The 19,504-nt window shown below is 76.1% G+C and carries 18 protein-coding genes and 1 pseudogene; 12 read left to right on the top strand and 7 right to left on the bottom strand.

Annotated elements, in window-relative coordinates:
- Nucleotides 1–2: 2 nt before the first annotated feature.
- Genes H2O74_RS13925 through H2O74_RS13910 form a run of 4 tightly spaced genes read left to right on the top strand, consistent with a single transcriptional unit; the run spans nucleotide 3 to nucleotide 3,796 of the window.
- Nucleotides 3–785, top strand: a complete 783-nt coding sequence (locus H2O74_RS13925) for a cytochrome c biogenesis CcdA family protein (protein WP_182112121.1) — start codon at nucleotides 3–5, stop codon at nucleotides 783–785.
- Complete coding sequence (locus H2O74_RS13920) at nucleotides 782–2,446, top strand: cytochrome c biogenesis protein ResB (RefSeq protein ID WP_255491646.1); 1,665 nt, start codon at nucleotides 782–784, stop codon at nucleotides 2,444–2,446. The genes H2O74_RS13925 and H2O74_RS13920 overlap by 4 nt, the downstream gene beginning before the upstream one ends.
- Nucleotides 2,433–3,413 (top strand): c-type cytochrome biogenesis protein CcsB, encoded by a 981-nt coding sequence (gene ccsB, locus H2O74_RS13915; RefSeq protein ID WP_182112120.1) that lies wholly within the window; start codon nucleotides 2,433–2,435, stop codon nucleotides 3,411–3,413. The genes H2O74_RS13920 and ccsB overlap by 14 nt, the downstream gene beginning before the upstream one ends.
- Nucleotides 3,410–3,796, top strand: a complete 387-nt coding sequence (locus H2O74_RS13910; protein ID WP_182112119.1) for a hypothetical protein — start codon at nucleotides 3,410–3,412, stop codon at nucleotides 3,794–3,796. The genes ccsB and H2O74_RS13910 overlap by 4 nt, the downstream gene beginning before the upstream one ends.
- 45 nt (nucleotides 3,797–3,841) lie before the next feature.
- Here H2O74_RS13910 and H2O74_RS13905 read toward each other — a convergent pair whose 3' ends face one another.
- On the bottom strand, nucleotides 3,842–4,234 hold the full coding sequence (locus H2O74_RS13905) for a PLD nuclease N-terminal domain-containing protein (RefSeq protein ID WP_182112118.1): 393 nt from the start codon (nucleotides 4,232–4,234) through the stop codon (nucleotides 3,842–3,844).
- Between the two features lie 36 nt (nucleotides 4,235–4,270).
- Here H2O74_RS13905 and H2O74_RS13900 point away from each other — a divergent pair, with 36 nt between their 5' ends.
- Complete coding sequence (locus H2O74_RS13900; RefSeq protein ID WP_223148337.1) at nucleotides 4,271–4,627, top strand: DUF4229 domain-containing protein; 357 nt, start codon at nucleotides 4,271–4,273, stop codon at nucleotides 4,625–4,627.
- On the opposite strand, the gene H2O74_RS13895 is transcribed toward H2O74_RS13900, so the two are convergent.
- The gene (locus tag H2O74_RS13895; protein ID WP_182112116.1) at nucleotides 4,591–5,460 is read right to left on the bottom strand and encodes a 1,4-dihydroxy-2-naphthoate polyprenyltransferase; all 870 of its coding nucleotides are present in this window, start codon (nucleotides 5,458–5,460) and stop codon (nucleotides 4,591–4,593) included. The two genes, H2O74_RS13900 and H2O74_RS13895, sit on opposite strands and share 37 nt — an antisense overlap.
- Before the next feature lie 90 nt (nucleotides 5,461–5,550).
- Nucleotides 5,551–6,726, bottom strand: a complete 1,176-nt coding sequence (gene menE / locus H2O74_RS13890) for an o-succinylbenzoate--CoA ligase (protein ID WP_182112115.1) — start codon at nucleotides 6,724–6,726, stop codon at nucleotides 5,551–5,553.
- Nucleotides 6,727–6,821: 95 nt separating this feature from the next.
- On the opposite strand from menE, the gene H2O74_RS13885 reads away from it, so the two are divergent.
- Both H2O74_RS13885 and H2O74_RS13880 read left to right on the top strand, forming a co-directional pair.
- Entirely contained in the window at nucleotides 6,822–7,940 is a 1,119-nt protein-coding gene (locus tag H2O74_RS13885; protein ID WP_370525759.1) for a DUF3048 domain-containing protein, read from the top strand.
- Nucleotides 7,941–8,073: 133 nt separating this feature from the next.
- Nucleotides 8,074–8,313 (top strand): hypothetical protein, encoded by a 240-nt coding sequence (locus H2O74_RS13880; protein ID WP_182112114.1) that lies wholly within the window; start codon nucleotides 8,074–8,076, stop codon nucleotides 8,311–8,313.
- Between the two features lie 55 nt (nucleotides 8,314–8,368).
- Here H2O74_RS13880 and H2O74_RS13875 read toward each other — a convergent pair whose 3' ends face one another.
- On the bottom strand, nucleotides 8,369–9,310 hold the full coding sequence (locus H2O74_RS13875; RefSeq protein WP_182112113.1) for a 1,4-dihydroxy-2-naphthoyl-CoA synthase: 942 nt from the start codon (nucleotides 9,308–9,310) through the stop codon (nucleotides 8,369–8,371).
- A gap of 90 nt (nucleotides 9,311–9,400) precedes the next feature.
- Here H2O74_RS13875 and H2O74_RS13870 point away from each other — a divergent pair, with 90 nt between their 5' ends.
- Together H2O74_RS13870 and menD are read left to right on the top strand one after the other, a co-directional pair.
- Complete coding sequence (locus H2O74_RS13870) at nucleotides 9,401–10,390, top strand: o-succinylbenzoate synthase (RefSeq protein ID WP_182112112.1); 990 nt, start codon at nucleotides 9,401–9,403, stop codon at nucleotides 10,388–10,390.
- Nucleotides 10,387–12,276: a 2-succinyl-5-enolpyruvyl-6-hydroxy-3-cyclohexene-1-carboxylic-acid synthase gene (menD, locus tag H2O74_RS13865; protein ID WP_182112111.1), complete on the top strand. Its 1,890-nt coding sequence runs from the start codon at nucleotides 10,387–10,389 to the stop codon at nucleotides 12,274–12,276. The genes H2O74_RS13870 and menD overlap by 4 nt, the downstream gene beginning before the upstream one ends.
- A 41-nt stretch (nucleotides 12,277–12,317) precedes the next feature.
- On the opposite strand, the gene H2O74_RS13860 is transcribed toward menD, so the two are convergent.
- The gene (locus H2O74_RS13860) at nucleotides 12,318–13,811 is read right to left on the bottom strand and encodes an MATE family efflux transporter (RefSeq protein ID WP_188037435.1); all 1,494 of its coding nucleotides are present in this window, start codon (nucleotides 13,809–13,811) and stop codon (nucleotides 12,318–12,320) included.
- A 366-nt stretch (nucleotides 13,812–14,177) separates the two neighbouring features.
- Nucleotides 14,178–14,318: pseudogene (locus tag H2O74_RS16935) on the bottom strand (DUF4440 domain-containing protein); the annotation flags it as partial.
- A 150-nt stretch (nucleotides 14,319–14,468) separates the two neighbouring features.
- On the opposite strand from H2O74_RS16935, the gene H2O74_RS13855 reads away from it, so the two are divergent.
- A complete protein-coding gene (locus tag H2O74_RS13855; protein ID WP_182112109.1) occupies nucleotides 14,469–15,806 on the top strand; it encodes a S1C family serine protease in 1,338 nt (445 codons plus the stop codon).
- 127 nt (nucleotides 15,807–15,933) lie between these two features.
- Here the strand turns inward: H2O74_RS13855 and H2O74_RS13850 are convergent, their stop codons facing one another.
- A complete protein-coding gene (locus H2O74_RS13850) occupies nucleotides 15,934–17,274 on the bottom strand; it encodes an isochorismate synthase MenF (protein WP_182112108.1) in 1,341 nt (446 codons plus the stop codon).
- Between the two features lie 73 nt (nucleotides 17,275–17,347).
- Between H2O74_RS13850 and H2O74_RS13845 the strand changes: the two genes are divergently transcribed.
- Together H2O74_RS13845 and H2O74_RS13840 are read left to right on the top strand one after the other, a co-directional pair.
- Nucleotides 17,348–18,040 carry a demethylmenaquinone methyltransferase gene (locus tag H2O74_RS13845; RefSeq protein WP_182112107.1) on the top strand — a complete coding sequence of 231 codons (693 nt, stop codon included), beginning with the start codon at nucleotides 17,348–17,350 and terminating at the stop codon, nucleotides 18,038–18,040.
- Nucleotides 18,041–18,154: 114 nt separating this feature from the next.
- Nucleotides 18,155–19,453 carry a geranylgeranyl reductase family protein gene (locus H2O74_RS13840; protein ID WP_182112106.1) on the top strand — a complete coding sequence of 433 codons (1,299 nt, stop codon included), beginning with the start codon at nucleotides 18,155–18,157 and terminating at the stop codon, nucleotides 19,451–19,453.
- Nucleotides 19,454–19,504 lie beyond the last annotated feature (51 nt).

Here is a 19,504-nt window from a genome sequence, read left to right as displayed (position 1 = left end):
GCATGGGCGACGTCACGGGGACGGTCCTCGGCGGCTCCATGCTGCTGGCGATCCCGCTCGCGCTCCTCGCGGGGCTGGTGTCGTTCGCGTCGCCGTGCGTGCTCCCGCTCGTGCCCGGGTACCTGGGCTACGTGACGGGCATGGCCGGGGCGAGCCGCGCCGGCCGGTCGCCCGGGGACCCCGCGGGCGCCACGCTCACCGACGTGCGCCGCGGCCGGCTCCTGGTGGGCGTGGGCCTCTTCGTGGCCGGGTTCACCCTGGTCTTCGTCCTCTTCGGCGTGCTCGCCGGGTCCCTCGGCGCGGTGCTGGCGCAGTGGAGCGACCCCGTCACGCGGGTGCTGGGCGTCGTCGTCGTCCTCATGGGCCTCGCGTTCCTCGGCTGGCTGCCGTTCGGTCAGCGCGAGCGCCGCCTGCACGTCGCGCCGCGGGCGGGGCTGTGGGGCGCACCGCTCCTCGGCGTCGTCTTCGGGCTCGGCTGGGCGCCGTGCATCGGGCCGACGCTCGTCGCGGTCTACACGCTCGCGCTCGACGGCGCCTCGGCGGGGCGTGGCGCCGTGCTGTCGGTCGCCTACTGCCTCGGCCTGGGGCTTCCCTTCCTGCTGGTCGCGCTGGGCCTCGAGCGGTCGCAGCGGGCGCTCGGCTTCCTGCGCCGGCACCGCGTCGCGGTGATGCGCATCGGTGGCGGCGTGCTCGTCGCCGTCGGGCTGGCGCTCGTGACCGGGCTGTGGGGTACGTGGACCGCGTCGCTCCAGGGCCTCGTGGCCGGGTACGAGACGGTCCTGTGAGCCCGCGCGCGCCCTACCGGCCCGAGGGGCTGGAGACCGACGACGGCCCCGAGGCGACGCCCGCGGCCCGTCCCGGCGACCCCGCCGTCCTGCCGCGCCTCGGGCTGGCCGGGACCCTGCGCTGGACCTGGCGCCAGCTCACGAGCATGCGCGTCGCGCTCATGCTCCTCATGCTGCTGGCCGTCGTGGCCGTGCCGGGCTCGGTGCTGCCGCAGTACCCGCAGGACCCGGGCGCCGTCGCGCGGTACCTGCAGGACAACCCGACGCTCGGGCCCTGGCTGGACCGCCTGGGCTTCTTCGACGTCTACGCGTCGGTCTGGTTCTCGGCCGTCTACCTGCTGCTGTTCGTCTCGCTCGTGGGCTGCATCCTGCCGCGCCTGCGCACCCACCTGCGGGCCGTGCGGGCCCGGCCGCCCCGCGCGCCGCGCCGGTTCGAGCGCTTCGCCGTCCGCGACGAGGCCACCGTCGCCGCGTCCCCGGACGACGTCGCCGCGGCCGCGCGCCGCGTCCTCGTCGGCCGGTTCCGCCGGCTCCCGCGGTTCCGGGTCGACGTCACCCGCCCCGGACCGGGCGTCGTGGAGGTCTCGGCGGAGCGCGGCTACCTGCGCGAGAGCGGCAACATCGCGTTCCACCTCGCGCTCCTCGGCATCCTCGTCTCGGTCGCGACCGGCCAGATGCTCAGCTACCGCGGGCAGGCCATCGTCATCGAGGGCGAGGGCTTCGCCAACGCGATGACGGACTACGACACGTTCCGCGCCGGGTCCGCCGTCGACCCGGGCTCCCTCGTGCCCTTCACCCTGACCCTCGACGCCTTCACCTCGCGCTTCACGGCCGACGCCCGCGCCGAGGACTTCCGGGCGGACGTCACGCTGACCGAGCCCGGCGAGCAGCCGCGCGAGGCGACCATCCGCGTCAACCACCCCCTCACGGCGGGCGGCGCGAAGGTCTACCTGCAGGGCAACGGCTACGCGCCCGACCTCGTGGTCCACGACGCCGCGGGGGAGGTCGCCTTCGCGGGCACCGTGCCGTTCCTGCCGCAGGACGCCGTCTACACGTCCAACGGGGTGGTCAAGGTCCCGGACGTCTCGACGGGGGACCAGATCGGTCTCGTCGGCGTCCTGCTGCCGACCGCCGTGGTGAGCCCGATCGCCGCCGCGTCGGTGCGCCCGGAGCCCGAGGCGCCGCTGCTGGTCCTCAGCGTGTGGTCCGGCGACCTCGGCCTGGACGAGGGCATCCCGCAGAACGTCTACGAGCTGGACTCCAGCGCGATGACGCAGGCGACGGAGGCGGACGGCACCCCCGTGACGCTGTTCGTCGAGCCGGGCCAGACGGTCGAGCTGCCGGACGGCCTCGGGACGCTGACCTGGCAGGGGCTGCCCCGGTTCGTGGCGCTCGACCTGCGGCACGACCCGTCGCTGCCCTGGCTCCTGGCGTTCTCCGTCGTGGCGCTCGTCGGGCTCTCGGTCTCGCTCTTCACCCCGCGCCGCCGGCTGTGGCTGCGCGTGACCGCCGGCGAGGAGGCGGGCGGCGCCGGCCGTACAGTGGTCGCTGGTGCCGCACTGGCCCGGGGGGACGACGTCGGCCTCGCGGACGAGCTCGCGCGGGTCATGGACACGGTGCGCGACGCGCCGTCGGAGAGGCAGGACGATGAGTCTCGGTGAGCTGAGCACGCTGCTGGTGTGGGGCGCGACGACGGCCTACGCGGTCGCGCTCGTGGCGTTCTCGATCGACCTGGCGCGCCTCGCGGACACGCGGGCGCGCGTGGGCGAGCGGACGCTCGTCGGCGCGGCAGGGGCCTCGGCGCCCGCCCTCGAGCCGGAACCCGCGGACGGGATGCCCGCGGACGCGGCCCCGCGCCGACGCCGCGCCGCCGGCATCGCGATGTCGACGACGATCCTCGGCGTGCTCCTGCACGGGGCCGGCACGGTGCTGCGCGGCGTGGCCGCGGGCCGCGTGCCGTGGGCCAACATGTACGAGTTCACGCTGGTCGGGACGCTCGTCGCCGTCGTGACGTTCCTCGTGCTGTGCCGCCGGCGCGACCTGCGCTTCCTCGGCACGATCGTCATCGGGCTCGCCGTCGTCGCGCTGGGCATCGGCCTCGCCGTGTTCTACACGCCGGCCAGCCCCGTCGAGCCCGCGCTGCAGAGCTACTGGCTCGTGATCCACGTGTCGATCGCGACGATCGCGACGGGGCTGCTCACGGTCTCCTTCGCCTCGAGCGCCCTGCAGCTGCTCAAGGACGCGCGCGACTCCGGCTCGCCGCGCCTCGCGTCCCGGCGCTGGGCCCTGCTCGACGCGCTCCCGCCGGTGCGCGACCTCGAGGCGCTGTCCTTCCGGATCACGGCCGTGGGCTTCGTCCTGTGGACCTTCACCGTCATGGCCGGCGCCGTCTGGGCCGAGCACACGTGGGGCCGCTACTGGGGCTGGGACCCCAAGGAGGTCTGGAGCTTCGTCGTGTGGGTCGTCTACGCGGCCTACCTGCACGCCCGCACGACCCGGGGCTGGTCCGGGCGGCGCGCGGCGTGGTTCGTGCTCGTCGGCTACGCCACCGTGATCTTCAACTTCACGGGCGTGAACCTCTTCTTCCAAGGGCTGCACGACTACGGCGGCCTGCCGTCGGGCGAGTGAACGACACGGCGCCGTCTCGCCGCGGCCCGGCCGACGCCTCGGTCACCTGGGGCGAGCTCCGCGAGCAGAGCATGTGGGGACGTGGCTTCGCCACGGCCATGGCCGGTGGCCTCTTCGCCCTGACCGGGGTCGTGGCGGTGGTCGTCGGGCTGGGCGACGGTGCCTGGTCCCAGGTGGTCGCCGGGGTGCTGCTCGTGCTCTGCGGGCCGTGCCTCGTCCTGGCGCTGCGGGCGCACCGCCGACGCATCGCCCGGATCCGCGACGTGGACAGCCCGGGGCCGCTGGTCACCGCCCCACGCGAGTACCTCCCGGAGGCCGCCTGGCTCGCGGCGGGCCTCGCGGCGATCGGGGTCGCGGCGGTTCTGCTCAGCGCGTCGTCCTGACCGCGTCGACCGACTGCGTCGACCACTGCGTCGACGCGCCGAGGCTCAGTCGGTGCTGCGGTCCTCCGGGTCGGGCGCGGGCCCGTCGCCGTCGCCCGGCTCCTGCGTCCCGTGGGCGCGTCGGCGCCGCTCCCTCTCGAGCCGCCAGAGGAAGTCGGGGTCGTCGTCGGGCGCGACCGGGCCCGAGCGCCGCGGCTTCGGGCGCCCCGGTGCCGGGCGCGTCGGCGCGGTGCCGCCCGCGGCGCGGCGTGCCGCCGCGATCCGGCTGCGGCTCACGGCGATCCATGCGACCGGTCCGACCACGGGGAGCAGCACGATGATCGCCACCCACGCCGCGGGGTGGATCTCGGCGCGCTCGACGGCCGAGCTGCGCGACAGGTCGATGAGGGCGAACAGCGCGAGCGCGAGCGGGACGATGTACGGCAGGGCCCTGACCATGCCCCCAGCCTAGGCGCCTACGCTGGGGGCGTGCCGATGCTCGTCTACTCCCTCCTTCGCCTGGGCCTGCTGGCCGGGGTCCTCGTCGCCGGATGGGCCGTCGGCCTCGGCGGCTGGCTGCTCGTGGTCGTCGCGGCCCTCGTCGCGTGGGCCCTGTCCTACCTGCTGCTGGCCGGTCCGCGGGACCGCGCGGCGCGGTGGATCGCCGACCGTGCCGAACGCCGGCGCACGGGGCCGCGGTTCAGCGCAGGCGTCGAGGACGACGTCCTGGCCGAGGACGCCGAGGCGAGGGGCCCGGGTGCGGGGTCACCGGCCCCGGGCGCTGACCGTCCGCACGACCCGCAGGGTCCGGACCGTCAGATCGACAGCCCGAGGCCGAGCAGCACGCCGTAGCCGAGCTCGAGCAGCCCGGTGCCCGCGAGCACCGGCTTGAGGAGCACGCCCCGGGCGCCGAGCAGCACGGTGCCCGCGAGGATGCCGGCCGGGACCGCGACGAGCAGCACGAGCACGGACCAGGGCGCGGCGAGCGCGCACGCCAGCCCGGCGACCACGGCGACGCCGAGCAGTCCGGCGTAGACCCGCCGCGCGCGGTAGTCGCCCAGGCGCACGGCGAGCGTGCGCTTCCCGCTGAGCACGTCGGTCGGGATGTCGCGGATGTTGTTGACCATGAGCAGGGCGCACGCCAGCGAGCCCACGCCGACGGCCCCCGCGACGGCCGGCCAGGAGATCCGGTCGGCCTGCGTGTAGGTGGTCCCCAGCACGGCCACGAGGCCGAAGAAGACGAACACGCCGACCTCGCCCAGCCCGCGGTACCCGTAGGGGCTGCGGCCGCCGGTGTAGTACCAGGCCGCGGCGATGGCCAGGACGCCGACGCCGAGCAGCCACCAGTGGCCCGAGAGCGCCACGAGCACGAGGCCGAGCGCGGCGCCGACGCCGAACGCGGCGAAGGCGGCGCCGCGGACCTGCGACGGCCGGGCCGCGCCCGAGCCCGTCAGGCGCAGGGGTCCGACGCGGTCGAGGTCGGTGCCGCGGATGCCGTCGGAGTAGTCGTTCGCGTAGTTGACGCCCACCTGGAGCGCGAGCGCCACGCCCGCGGCCAGCAGTCCCCGGACGACCGACGCCTCGCCCAGCTGCGCCGCCGCCCCCGTGCCCACGAGCACCGGCGCCACCGCCGCCGGGAGGGTGCGCAGCCGCGCGCCCTCGACCCACTCCGCGGCAGTCGCCATCGTCCTCGTCCTCGTCTCTCGGGGTCCTCGACAGGTGCCGCCTGGTGTCGACAGGTGCCGACCGGGGCCGGCGGGCGTCCGGTGCGGCCCCTAGGCGCGCACGGCGCCACGCGCCAGGCGCGCCACCGCGGACCGGTCGACCTTGCCCGGGCCGCGCAGCGGCAGGGCGTCGACCAGCACGAGGTGCCGCGGGGCCGCGGCCTGCCCCAGGGTACGGCGCACGGCGGTCCGGACGTCGTCGAGGGCCGCGGGCTGCCCGTGCGCGGGCCGGACGACGACGGCCACGACGGCCTGGCCCCACTCGGGGTCCGGCACGCCGACGACGCACGCCTCGAGCCCGAGCGCCGCGAGCGCGGCCTCCACCGCGGCCGGGGCGACCTTCTCCCCGCCGGTGACCAGGACGTCGTCGGCGCGGCCCACCACGTGCAGCCGGCCGCCGTCGAGGCGTCCGGCGTCGTTGGTGCGGTGCCAGCGGCGCCCCCCGCGCTCGACGAACGCCTCGGCCTGGGCCGCGGGGTCGTCGAGGTACCCCCGCGCCAGGACCGGCCCCGCGAGGAGCACGCGCCCGGCGCCGTCGAGCTCGACGTCGACGCCGTCGAGCGGCACGCCGTCGTAGACGCAGCCGCCGCACGTCTCGCTCATCCCGTAGGTGGTCACCACGCGGAGGCCGAGCTCGCGCGCGCGGTCGAGCAGCGCGGGCGCCGCCGACGCCCCGCCGACGAGGACCGCGTCCAGCGCGCGGAGGGCCCTGGCGTGCTCGGGCGCCTGGACCACGCGCCGCAGCTGCGTGGGGACGAGCGACGCGTAGAGCCGCGCGCCCGGGTCCTGCGTCCGGGCACGGGTGACCGCGTCGGCGAGCGCCGCCGGGTCGGCCGGCTCCGGGACGACCGCGGGCCGGCCCCCGGCCAGGACGGTGCGCGCGACGACCTGGAGCCCGGCGACGTGGTCGAGGGGAAGGGCGAGGAGCCAGCGCCCGGGACCGCCCAGGCGCTCGTGGGTCGCCCGCGCGGAGGCCTCGAGCGCGTCGCGCGTGAGCAGGACGTGCCGGGGGCGCCCGGTGGAGCCGGACGTCCGCACGACCAGGGCGACGTCGTCGGGGACCTCGGGCCCGTCCGCACGGGTGGCCTCGTCGCCCGCCGCCCGCGCCACGGCGGCCACGGCCGGACCACGACCGCTGAGCGCCGACGCGACCGCCCGCGTGACCTCCGCCACCTCCGCCGCGCCGGAGCGACCAGGCCCCACAGGCACCACCAGTGCGCGTCCCACCGTGCCAGCGTAGGTGCGCCGTACAGTATCGGGAGCCGGGCCGGGCCCGGCTCGCTGCACGCACGAGGCCGTTCCACGGCAAGAAGGAGCTGCCGGTGTCGACCACCACGCGCTCGAGCACCACCGTCCGTGACCGCCGCTCCGGGACGACCGCCGGCCTGCGCCGACGCGTCGGTGCCGTCCTCGCGGCGATGACCGTCGCCGCGGGTGTCGTGGCGTGCTCGCCGGCGGACGGGCCCCAGACGCCGGCGCCGGTGACCGTCGAGCCGACGATCGAGAGCGCGCGCAACGCGCCCCCCGCGCCGGTGGTCGCGCCGACGTGGCCGCTCACGGGCGTCGCGGGCGAGCCCGCCACGCGGCCGGCGATCGCCGTCAAGGTCGAGAACACCGCCGTGGCGCGGCCCCAGGTGGGGCTGGAGCAGGCCGACGTCGTGTGGGAGACGGTCGTCGAGTTCGAGGTCTCGCGTCTCATCGCGGTGTACCACTCGCAGCTGCCGGCCGAGGTCGGCCCCATCCGCTCCGTGCGCCCGATGGACCCGCTCGTCGTCGCGCCCCTGCACGGCCTCCTCGTCTACTCGGGCGGCCAGCCCGGCATCCTGGCGGAGGTCGCGGGCAGCGGCGTGCAGAGCATCAGCCACGACGCCGGCGCCGCGGGCCTCTACCGCGTGCGCGGCAGGTCCGCGCCGCACAACGTCATGGGCGACCCCCAGGCGTTCCTCGCGGCCGCGGATGCCGCGCACTCCGCGTCCCCCGGTGAGCAGTTCGCGTTCGCGCGCCGCGCCGACGTCGCCACCGCCGCCGTGGCCGGGACGCCCGCGTCCAGCCTGACGTTCTCGCTGTCGGCGCAGGCGAAGCCGAGCTGGTCGTTCGACGCCGGCACGGGGACGTGGCTGCGCTCGGAGGGCAGCACGCCCGCGACCGCGGCGAGCGGGGCGCGCCTGAGCGCCGTCAACGTCGTCGCGATCACGGCGCCGCACCCGAACTCGCCCTACGGTGCGCAGGGTGGTGCGCCCGTGCCGACCTACGAGCTCGTGGGCTCGGGGGAGGCCGTCGTCGCGACGGGCGGGGCGACGGTCACCGGCACGTGGTCGAAGGCCGCGGCCGACGCGCCGCTCCAGCTCTTCACCGCCGACGGCTCGCCGCTGCTGCTCGCGCCCGGCAACACGTGGGTCGAGATGATCCCCGCCGGCAAGGGGTCGCTGACCGTCGGCTGACGTCGTGGCCAGGCCGGCTCATCCTGCGGGATGAGCCGGCCTCGCCGCGTCCGGCCCGACGGGTGACGGCGGGCGCGCCACGGCGGTCCCTGGGGCCGATCCGCCGCGGCGGGCGGGCCGCCAGGCTGGACGCATGGCACAGATGACGATCGACCTCGACAGCACCCACCACTCGCGCGCCGACGTGCCGGCCGCCGAGATCCAGGCCGCCGACGACGCGCGCGTCCCGGACGACGAGCGCCACAGCGACCGGCTGCGCTCGACGCTGCCCGCCCTCGTGGCGGTCCTCCTGCTGGTCGGCGTCGGGCTCGCGGGCGCCATCGTCCTGCGCGACCTCGCGAGCTTCGGCCTCTGGTTCGCCGGCCAGTTCTGAGGCGGCCCGACCGCGTCCCGGGCACCGGGCGCGGGCCCGCGCAGGGTGCGGGTCCTCAGAAGTGGTACGGGAAGCCCGACCAGTCGGGCGCGCGCCGCTCGAGGAACGCGTCCCGGCCCTCGACCGCCTCGTCCGTCATGTACGCGAGGCGCGTGGCCTCGCCGGCGAAGACCTGCTGGCCCATGAGGCCGTCGTCGGCCAGGTTGAAGGCGAACTTCAGCATCCGCACCGCCTGCGGTGACTTGCCCGCGATGGTGCGGGCGTAGTCGAGGGCGAGGCGCTCCAGGTCGTCGTGCTCGGCGACCTCGTTGACCGCGCCCCAGCGCTCGGCGTCCTGCGCCGAGTACTCCCGGGCCAGGAAGAAGATCTCCCGCGCCCGCTTCTGGCCCACCTGGCGCGCGAGGTACGCGGAGCCGTACCCGCCGTCGAAGGAGCCGACGTCGGCGTCCGTCTGCTTGAAGCGGCCGTGCTCGCGGCACGCGATCGACAGGTCCGCCACGACGTGCAGCGAGTGCCCGCCCCCGGCGGCCCACCCGTCCACGACGGCGACGACCACCTTGGGCATCGTCCGGATGAGGCGCTGGACCTCGAGGATGTGCAGCCGTCCCGCGCGCGCCGGGTCGACCGTGTCCGCCGACGTGCCGGACGCGTAGCGGTAGCCGTCCCGCCCGCGGATGCGCTGGTCGCCGCCCGAGCAGAAGGCCCAGCCGCCGTCCTTCGGGCTGGGGCCGTTGCCGGCGAGGAGCACGACGCCGACGTCGGGCGACATGCGGGCGTGGTCCAGGGCGCGGTAGAGCTCGTCGACCGTGTGCGGGCGGAAGGCGTTGCGGACCTCGGGCCGGTGGAACGCGATGCGCACGACCGGCAGGTCGCGCTCGACGTCACCGGTGCGGTCCACGCCGCGGTGGTACGTGATGTCGGAGAGCTCGAAGCCCTCGACCTCGCGCCAGACCCGGGGGTCGAACGTCTCGGACACCGTCGGGGGCAGCGCGCTCATGGTCGTCAGGGTAACGACCGCTCCGCCTGTGACCCATACGACGGACCCGTACGACGGACCCGTACGACGGACCCGTACTACGGTGACCGGGTGACCCGTCCGCCGACCCGTGACCTGCACGTCTACCGGGTGGCCCTGCGGACCCGCTTCCGTGGGCTGGACGCGCGCGACGGCGTGCTGCTGCGCGGCGACGCGGGCTGGGGCGAGTTCTCGCCCTTCTGGGACTACGACGACGCCGAGTCGGCCTCCTGGTGGCGTGCCGCGCTCGAGGCGGCGGACCAGGGGTGGCCGACACCGGTGCGCGACGCGGTGCCGGTCAACGTCACGGTCCCGGCGGTGGGCCCCGAGCCGGCGCGCGAGATCGTCGTGCGGTCGGCCGGCTGCCGGACGGCGAAGGTCAAGGTCGCGGAGCGCGGCCAGGAGCTCTCGGACGAGGTCGCCCGGCTCGAGGCCGTGCGCGACGCGCTCGGGCCGGACGGCCGGATCCGCATCGACGCGAACGGCGCCTGGGACGTGACCACGGCGATCGCCCGGCTGCGGGTGCTCGACCGGGCCGCGGGTGGTCTCGAGTACGTCGAGCAGCCCTGCGCGTCGGTCCCGGACCTCGCGCGCGTGCGCCGGGCGGTCTCGGTGCCGGTGGCGGCCGACGAGTCGATCCGCCGCGCCGAGGACCCGATGGCCGTCGTGCGGGCCGAGGCGGCCGACGTCGTCGTGCTCAAGGTCCAGCCGCTGGGCGGCGTGCGCGCGTGCCTCGAGCTCGCGGAGCGGGTCGGGCTGCCCGTCGTGGTGTCGTCGGCGCTCGAGAGCTCCGTCGGGCTCGCCGCGGGGATCGCGCTCGCGGCGGCGCTTCCCGAGCTGCCCTACGCCTGCGGCCTCGCGACGGCGCAGCTGCTCCGGGCCGACGTCGTGGCGGAGCCCCTGGTGCCGGTGGGCGGCGCGATCGCCGTCCGCGCTCCGGCTCCGGACCCGGCGCTGCTGGCGGCGCACGCCGCGGACGGCGAGCTCGCGCGCCGGTGGACGGACCGGGCGGAGCGGGTGCAGCGGGTCGGTCAGGTCGCAGCGGGGGAGGGATCGGCATGACCGAGGAGGCCCCCGAGCTGCCGGGCCGCGACGACGCCCCGGCGGCGGGCTCGCCGTCGGCGCACGCCGCGCCGACGGGCTCGCCGTCCGCGCACGCCGCGCGCGTGCTGCTCCAGGCGCTCGCCCGGCTCGGGGTGCGGGAGGTGGTGCTCGCACCGGGGTCGCGGAGCGCGCCGCTCGCGCACGCGCTCGCGGAGGCCGCCCTGCCCGACGGCGAGCGCGACCCGCACGCGCCGGGGCTCGACCTGCACGTCCGCGTGGACGAGCGCGACGCGGGCTTCCTCGCCCTGGGCCTCGCGCTCGCGGCGCGTGCCGCCGGGCACCCGCGCCCGGTCGCCGTTGTGACGACGTCGGGCACCGCGGTGGCCAACCTGCACCCGGCGGTGCTCGAGGCCGACCACAGCGGGGTGCCGCTCCTGCTGGTCACCGCGGACCGGCCCCACGAGCTGCGGGGCACGGGTGCGAACCAGACGACGCAGCAGGTGGGCCTCCTCGCACCGGCGGTGCGCCTGACGCTCGACGTGCCGGCGCCCGTCGGCCGCCCCGGTGAGGACCGCGACCTGCGCCACCTCGCCTCGCGCGCGGTGGCCGTGGCGATGGGCCGCCGCACCGGTGACGCCGGGCCCGTCCACCTCGACCTCGCGTTCCGCGACCCGCTGGTCCCCGACGGCGCCCCGTGGCCGGTCCCGTCCGGCGACGGCCTCACCGAGGTCCTCGCCCGGGGCAGCGCGACGGCGCGCGGTGCGGGCGCCGGCACCGCGGCGCCCCCGGCCGCGACCGCACACGCCTCGGCGCCCCTGGTGGCGCCCGCCGGTGCCGCACGCGTCGACACGGCACGACGCGCGGGCGGCGTGCCGACCGTCGTCGTCGCGGGGGACGGGGCCGGGCCGCTGGCGCGCCGGGTCGCGGAGGCGAACGACTGGCCGCTGCTCGCCGAGCCGTCGTCGGGCGCGCGCGGCGGACCGAACGCGGTCGTCGCCTACCGGCTGCTGCTTCCGGAGCCCGACCTGGGGGGCGCCGTGCGGCGCGTCGTCGTCCTCGGCCGGCCGACGCTGTCGCGTCCCGTGCAGCAGCTGCTCGGGCGGGCCGACGTCGAGGTCCTCGTCGTGGCACCCGAGGGCGAGCTGTGGCCGGACGCCATGCGGTCGGCCGACCAGGTCCTCACCGAGGTGCCACCGCTCCTGCTCGCCGGAGGACTCGCGGGCGACGTCGCCTGGCTCAGCCGCTGGCGGCGCGCCGGGTCGAGCGCCGCGGCGGCCGTGCGCGGGGTCCTCGACGCGGCACCGGCGCTGACGGGGCCCGCGGTCGCCACCCTGGTCGCCGGCGCCACCGGCGACGTGCTGGTCGTGGGGTCGAGCAACCCCGTGCGGGACCTGGACCTCGTGGCCGACTGGGACGAGCCGCCGGTCGTGCTCGCGAACCGCGGCCTCGCCGGCATCGACGGGACGCTCTCGACCGCCGCGGGCGTCGCGCTCGGCCTCGGCCGGCCGGTCCGCGCCTACGTCGGGGACCTGACGTTCCTGCACGACGTCGGCGGGCTGCTCGTGGGCCCGCTCGAGCGTCGGCCCGACCTGCAGGTGGTGGTCGCCAACGACGACGGCGGGTCGATCTTCGCCTCGCTCGAGCACGGCGCGCCCGAGCACGCCCGGGCGTTCGAGCGCGTCTTCGCCACCCCGCACGGCGCCGACCTCGGCGCCCTGTGCGCGGGCTACGGCGTGCGCCACGTCCGGGTCACCGACGCCGCGGGGCTGCGCGCGGCGCTCGCGGCGGGGCCGCGCCCCGGTGCCGGCACCGAGGTGGTCGAGGTGGTGGTCGACCGTGCCGGCCGCCGTGCCCTGGGCGACGCCCTCGCGGCGGCCGTCCGCGGCGCCGTCGCGGACGGCTGACCCGGTCCGTCGCGCCGTGGACGTGACGGACCGGCGTGGTGTCAGCGCGACCCGGTGGCGTCCTCGCGGAGGTCCTGGTCGGCGTGCGCGTGGTCGTGGTGCCCGACCGCCTCGACGTCGGGGACGACGGTCTCCATCACGACGGAGCCCTCGTGCGGGCCGTCCATGACGAGGACGTCGGGGGCGAGCCCGCCGACGACGACGCGCTCCGTCGCCAGGCTGCGGTGCGCGCGCACGTAGGCCGGCACGAGCAGCGCGACGGCGCCGAGCCATGCCAGCGGGTTCGCCCAGATGACGCCGGTGAACCCGAAGGCCGCGCCCAGCACGACGGCGGCGCCCACGCGCATCACGAGCTCGAGCACGCCGGTGGCCGTCGGCACGAGCGTGCGCCCGAGGCCCTGCAGCGCGCCGCGCAGGACGAACAGCACGCCCAGGAACGCGTACAGCACCCCGTTGACCATGAGGAACTGGGCCGCCATCGCGACGACCCGCTCCTCGCCCTCGCCCACGAAGAGGGCGACGATCGCCGAGCCGCCGGTCACGAGGACGGCGCCGAGGGCGACGGAGCCGGCCACCGACATCCAGACGGCCTGCACGACGCCGGTCCGGATCCGGTCGGGCCGCCCGGCGCCGTGGTTCTGGGCCACGAAGGTCGAGACGGCCAGGCCCAGCGACTGCAGCAGGGCGACGGCGAGCCCGTCGACGCGTGCCGCCGTCGTGTAGGCGGCGACCGCGTCGGGGCCGAGCTGGTTGAGGCGCACCTGCACCGCCAGGGTGCCGATCGCGATGATCGACATCTGGAAGCCCATGGGCACGCCGATGCGCAGGTGGCGGCCGAGCTCCGCACGGTCGATACGCCAGTCCGCGCGGCCCACGTGCAGCACCGGCACGCGCAGGCGGACGTAGCCGAGGCACAGCGCGACGGAGACGCCCTGCGAGATGACCGTCGCGAGCGCGGCGCCGCCGACGCCCATGCCGATGACCGGGACGAGGAGGAGCACGAGGGCGATGTTCAGCAGGCAGCTGATCGCGAGGAAGACGAGCGGCGTCCGCGAGTCCCCGATGGCGCGGATGATCGCCGAGAGGTAGTTGAAGAACATCAGCGTGCTGCCGCCGAGGAACATGACCACCGTGAACTCGGTCGCCTCGGCGAGCAGCGGCTCCGGGGTCCGGAGCAGGCGCAGGGCGGGCTCGGCGATGACGGGTGCGCCGGCCGTCAGGGCGATGCTCCCGATGCCCGACAGGATGGTGCCCGCGACCACCGACCGGCGGACCGCGGCCGCGTCACCGGCGCCGAACGCCTGCGCGGTCGGGATGGCGAAGCCGCTGGTCATGCCCCACGTGAAGCCGAGCATCAGGAAGGTGAGCGCGCCGGTCGCGCCGACCGCGGCCAGCGCGTCGACGCCCAGCACGCGCCCGACCACGATGGCGTCGGCGACGTGGTAGAGCTGCTGGACGACGTTGCCGATGAGCAGCGGTACGGCGAAGACGAGGATGACGTGCCAGGGGCGGCCGGTGGTCAGCACCTTGGGCATGGGGGAGAGCTCCCGAACAGGGACGGGCGGGCGAGCCGGGGGGCGGGCGCGCGGACGGAGCAGGGGCACGCTGGGGACGGCCGTGCGGAGGGGGGTCGTGACATGCGGCCGTCCGGTCACCCGAGGCGCGTCGCACCGAGAATCGTAACGATGCGATCGGCATGATCCGACACGTGATGAGGGCATGGCGCTGTTCGTCCCGTCACAGCGCCAAGCGGCGGCCGCCGCCCCCGCCCTCGCGCCGCCTGCGCCCGCCCGCCGTCGCTCGTGGGTGACCGTGGTCTGCTGGTAGAGCGCCAGCCGGGGCCGACCGTCGACGACCGTGTAGACGCTCGTCATCAACGCGGTGAACGGTTCACCCTGGCCGGGTCTCGACGCAGATGCTCGATAGACGAGAGCCGCGCTCGTCTCACCGATCGCGATGTGCTGAGCCTCCTCGATCGAGTAGGAGGACCATGCGGGAGACCCGTCGAGGGTGGCCGCGACGGTGGATCGGTCGAGGACCATCCCGTTCACGAGCACCATGACGGCGCTCTCGGTCATGAGGTCGCCGTAGGGGATCCGGACCGTCGCCGACTCCCAGGAAACTCCCAGGCACGCCCCAGCGGTGCCCGAGGTTGGCGCGGTCTCATGGATCCAACGACCGAGGGAGGACCCATGACGACACCACAGCAGCACCCCGAGCCCCGCGCCGACCAGACGGCGCCCCAGACCCCCCAGACCCAGGCCCCGCACACGCCGTCGCGGCCCGTCACCACGCGCCCCGGCTGGTGGCCGGTCGTCGGCGTCGCCGCCGGCACGGCGCTCGTCGCGAGCCTGGCGACGTTCGGCGTCACCGCGGCGCTGGACGACGACGGCTCCGCCGCCCGGCCCGCCTCGGTGGCGAGCCTCGGCCGCGACGAGTCGTCCACGACCGTCCCCGTCGCGGGCTCCTCGTCGCAGGACCCGGACTGGCAGGCGGTGGCCGACGCCGTCCGCGACTCCGTGGTGGCGATCGACGTCCGCACCCAGAGCGGCAGCGGCACCGGCTCCGGTGTCGTGGTCGACGCGGAGGGCCACGTGCTCACCAACGACCACGTCGTCGGTGACGCGGTGGACGGCGGCCTGCGCGTGACGCTCGCGGACGGTCGCGTCTACGAGGCCACGATCGTCGGCCTCGACCCGACGACCGACCTCGCCGTCATCCAGATCCAGGGCGCCCCGGACGACCTGGTCCCCGCCGTCCTCGGCGACTCGGACGAGCTCGTCGTCGGTGAGGGCGTCATGGCCGTCGGCAACCCCCTCGGCCTGGACAGCACCGTGACGACCGGCATCGTCTCCGCGCTCGACCGACCCGTCTCGACGACCGGCGGCGACGACGAGACGGTCGTGACGAACGCGATCCAGATCGACGCCGCGGTCAACCCGGGCAACAGCGGTGGTCCGCTGTTCAACGCCTCGGGCGAGGTCGTCGGCATCACGTCCTCGATCGCCACGCTCTCGAGCGGCGGCCAGGGCGGCTCCATCGGCCTCGGCTTCGCGATCCCCGCGAACCTCGCCGACCGCATCGGCGCCGAGCTCATCGAGGACGGCACCGCCGAGCACGCCTTCCTGGGTGTCGCGCTCAGCGACGGCACCGCCACCGCCGAGGACGTCACGCGCCGCGGTGCGGTGGTGGAGCAGGTGACGGCCGGTTCCCCCGCGGCCGACGCCGAGCTCGCCACCGGCGACGTCGTCGTGGCGATCGACGGTCAGCCGGTCAGCGGCGCCGAGTCGCTCACGGCCTTCGTCCGGGCGCTCCCGGCCGGCACCGAGGTCACCCTGACGGTGGTGCGCGACGGCGAGGCGCTCGACGTCCCGCTCACCCTCGCGACGCGCGAGGAGAAGTCGGCCACGCCCAACCAGGAGCAGGAGCAGGGCGACCGCGACCGCCGGCCCCGCGGCGACCTCTTCGACCGCCGCTCCGGCTCGCAGGGCGAGCAGGGCGGCCAGAGCGAGCAGGGACAGCGCGGCTGACGAGCCCGCACGACTGACGCGATCGGCTCAGGCCGACCACGGACCGGCCCGGCCCGACGTTCCCCCCGACGTCGGGCCGGGCCCTCGCGCGTCTCGGGGGAGCCGGCGCCGGCGGCGAGGCGTGCGCTCAGCCGTCGCCGAGCGCGTGCCGCATCGGCTCGAGCTTGGCCTCGGACTCGGCCAGCTCGGCGGCCGGCTCGGACGCCGCGACGATGCCGCAGCCGGCGAACAGGCGCAGGCGGTGCGGGTCGTCCGGGTCGAGCTCCGCCGAGCGCAGCGCGATGCCCCACTCGCCGTCGCCGTCCGTGCCGACCCAGCCCACCGGACCGGCGTAGCGGCCGCGGTCCATGCCCTCGATCCGGTCGATCAGCTCGCAGGCCGCCGCGGTCGGCGTCCCGGCCACGGCCGCGGTGGGGTGCAGCGCCGCGGCGAGCGCGAGGCTGGACGGCGGGCCGTCCTCGCCGTCGGTCCGCAGCACGGCGGTCACGTCCGTGGCCAGGTGCAGCACGTTCGGCAGGTGCAGCACGTACGGCGTCTCGGGCACGTTGGCGGACGAGCAGAACGGCTCCAGCGCGTGGGTGAGCGACTCCACCGCGTACTCGTGCTCCTCCAGGTCCTTGGAGGAGTGCGCGAGCGTCGCCGCGCGCGTCAGGTCGGCCGCGTCGTCGCCCGTGCGCCGGATGGTCCCCGCGAGCACGCGTGAGGTGACCAGCCCCTTCTCGCTGCGCAGCAGCAGCTCGGGCGTCGCGCCGACGATGCCGTCCACGGCGAACGTCCAGCACGACGGGTAGTCGGCCGCGAGGCGGCGCAGCACCCAGCGCTGGTCGAGCGGCTCCGTCGTGCGGGCGACGACGTCGCGCGCGAGCACGACCTTGTCCAGCTCGCCCGCGCGGATCCGCTCCACGGCCTGGGCGACCGCCTCCTGCCAGTCCTCGCTCGCGAGCGCCCCGTCGGTGTAGCGGACGGGGCCCGGCGCCGCGGCGGGGGCCTGCGGGCGGGGCCGCACCGTCCCGGGCGCCGCGCCGACGTCGATCGTCGTCACCCACGCCGTGCCTCCCCGGCGGCCGACCACGACGGCGGGCACCACGAGCGTGCTCGCCGCGCGCGAGCCGGCGGCGAAGGCGAAGGAGCCGAACGCGACCGGTCCGGTCCCCGGGACGCGCACCTCGTCACGCACCACCGCGTGCGCCGCGGCCGTGCGCCAGGCGGCCTCCGCCAGCGCGAACCGGTCGGGTCCGTACGACGTCGTGCGTGCCACCTCGCCCCACGCGACGAGGCCGTCGCCGCGCCGCAGCCAGCTGAGGCCGCCCTCGGCGGGAAGGAGCGCGGTGAGGTCGTCGGGCAGGGTGTCGGCGTCGACCCGGACCGTCCGCGCGACGAGGGGCTGGGGGAGGGTGGCGGCGGTCCCGGCGGGGGTGTGCGGCGTCGCGTCGTCGCCCGCACGGGCTGCGCGCAGGTCGGGGCTCATCGCCCCCCAGCGTATGCCGCGCGGCCGGTGCCGCCCGCCGCGGCGACCCCGGCGACCTGAGAGGATGTCCGCCATGCCCCGCGCCAGCCTGGACAAGCAGCCGCACGAGGTCGCCGCGATGTTCGACCACATCGCGCGGCGGTACGACCTCACCAACGACGTCATCTCGCTGGGCCAGGACCGCCGGTGGCGCACGGCCACCATCCGCGCGGTCGACGCGTGGCCGGGCGACGTCGTGCTCGACCTCGCGGCCGGCACGGGCACGTCGAGCGAGCCGTTCGACGCCGCGGGCGTGCGCGTGGTCCCGTGCGACTTCTCGGTCGGGATGCTCGAGGTCGGCAAGCGCCGCCGCCCGGACCTGCCGTTCACGGCGGGCGACGCGACGCGCCTGCCGTTCGCGGACGCGTCCTTCGACGCGGTGACGATCTCCTTCGGCCTGCGCAACGTCGTCGACACGCGCGCGGCGCTGACCGAGATGCTGCGCGTGACCAAGCCGGGCGGCCGCGTCGTGGTGTGCGAGTTCTCGCGGCCCACGTTCGCGCCGTTCCGCACCGTGTACCTGGAGTACCTCATGCGGGCCCTGCCGCCCGTCGCGCGCGCGGTCTCGAAGGAGCCGGACGCCTACGTCTATCTCGCCGAGTCGATCCAGGAGTGGCCGGACCAGGACGCCCTCGGCCGCCTCATGCGCGAGGCGGGCTGGGCCGACGTGGCCTACCGCAACCTCACGGGCGGCGTCGTCGCGCTCCACCGCGCGACGCGGCCGTAGGGACCCTCCGGGCCCGACCCGGCAAGCAAGGTAAGCCTTCGCAGACACGGTCTCGGGCGGTAGTTAGACTGGGCCGACCGGTTAGTGAATCCCTTCACAAAGACGAGGCAGGGCGTGGGGACGCAGCGCGAGCACGATGACGCAGACGTCATCGTCGTCGGCGCAGGTCCGGCCGGATCCACCGCCGCCTACTACCTCGCGGTCGCGGGCCTCGACGTCCTCGTGCTGGAGAAGACCGCGTTCCCCCGCGAGAAGGTCTGCGGCGACGGCTTCACGCCGCGCTCCGTGCGCGAGCTCGTCGCGATGGGCGTGCCCATGCGCGAGGAGGACGGCTGGATCCGCAACAAGGGGCTGCGCGTCTACGGGGGCGGGCACCGCATCGAGCTGCCCTGGCCGGAGACGGACACGTTCCCGAGCTACGGCGTGAGCCGCACCCGCAAGGACTTCGACGACACGCTCGCCCGTCACGCCCGCGCCGCCGGCGCGACGATCGTCGAGCAGATGAACGTCACGGGCCCGGTGCTGCACGAGCGCACGGGCCGCGTGGTCGGCGTCACCGCCCGCCCCGTCGACGCCGCCGGCCGCCGCGCGGGTGACGAGGTCACGTACCGCGCGCCCGTGGTCATCGCCGCCGACGGCGTCTCGGCCCGCCTCGCGCTCGCGCTCGGCATCGAGAAGAACCCGAACCGCCCCATGGGCGTCGCCGTGCGGACGTACTACCAGACGCCCCGGCACGACGACGACTGGATGGAGAGCTGGCTCGAGCTCTGGGACGGCAAGCCCGGGGAGTCGAACCTGCTGCCGGGCTACGGCTGGATCTTCGGGCTCGGCGACGGGACCGCGAACGTGGGCCTCGGCAGCGTCAGCTCCCGCGCCACCGCCACGAAGATCGACTACAAGGACCTCCTGCAGCGCTGGGTCGCGAACACCCCCGCCGAGTGGGGCTTCACGCCCGAGAACCAGGTGGGTCCCGTGCGCAGCGCGGCGCTGCCGATGGGCTTCAACCGCAAGCCGCACTACACGCGCGGGCTCATGCTCGTGGGCGACGCGGGCGGCATGGTCAGCCCGTTCAACGGCGAGGGCATCGCGTACGCGATGCAGGCCGCCCGTCGCGCCGCCGAGGTCGTCGCGCAGGCGCACTCGCGCGGCACGGCCGCCGAGCGCGAGCGCACGCTCGCCAGCTACCCGCGGATCATGTCGGACGAGCTCGGCGGCTACTACACGCTCGGCCGCGTCTTCGTGAAGCTCATCGAGCACCCCGAGGTCATGCGCGTGTGCACGCGCTACGGCCTGCCGCGGCCCGCGCTGATGCGCCTCGTCCTCAAGCTGCTCTCCGACGTGTGGGAGCCTCGCGGGGGCGACCTGTCCGACCGCTTCATCCACGCACTGACCCGGATTGCGCCGGCCGCATGAGCGCACGAGACTCAGCGGAGGCTGCGACCGTCCCGCCGCACCGGAGGGCAC

This window comes from Actinotalea sp. JY-7876, assembly GCF_014042015.1.
Classification (GTDB): Bacteria; Actinomycetota; Actinomycetes; order Actinomycetales; family Cellulomonadaceae; genus Actinotalea.
This window is presented reverse-complemented; position numbering and strand designations above follow the sequence as displayed.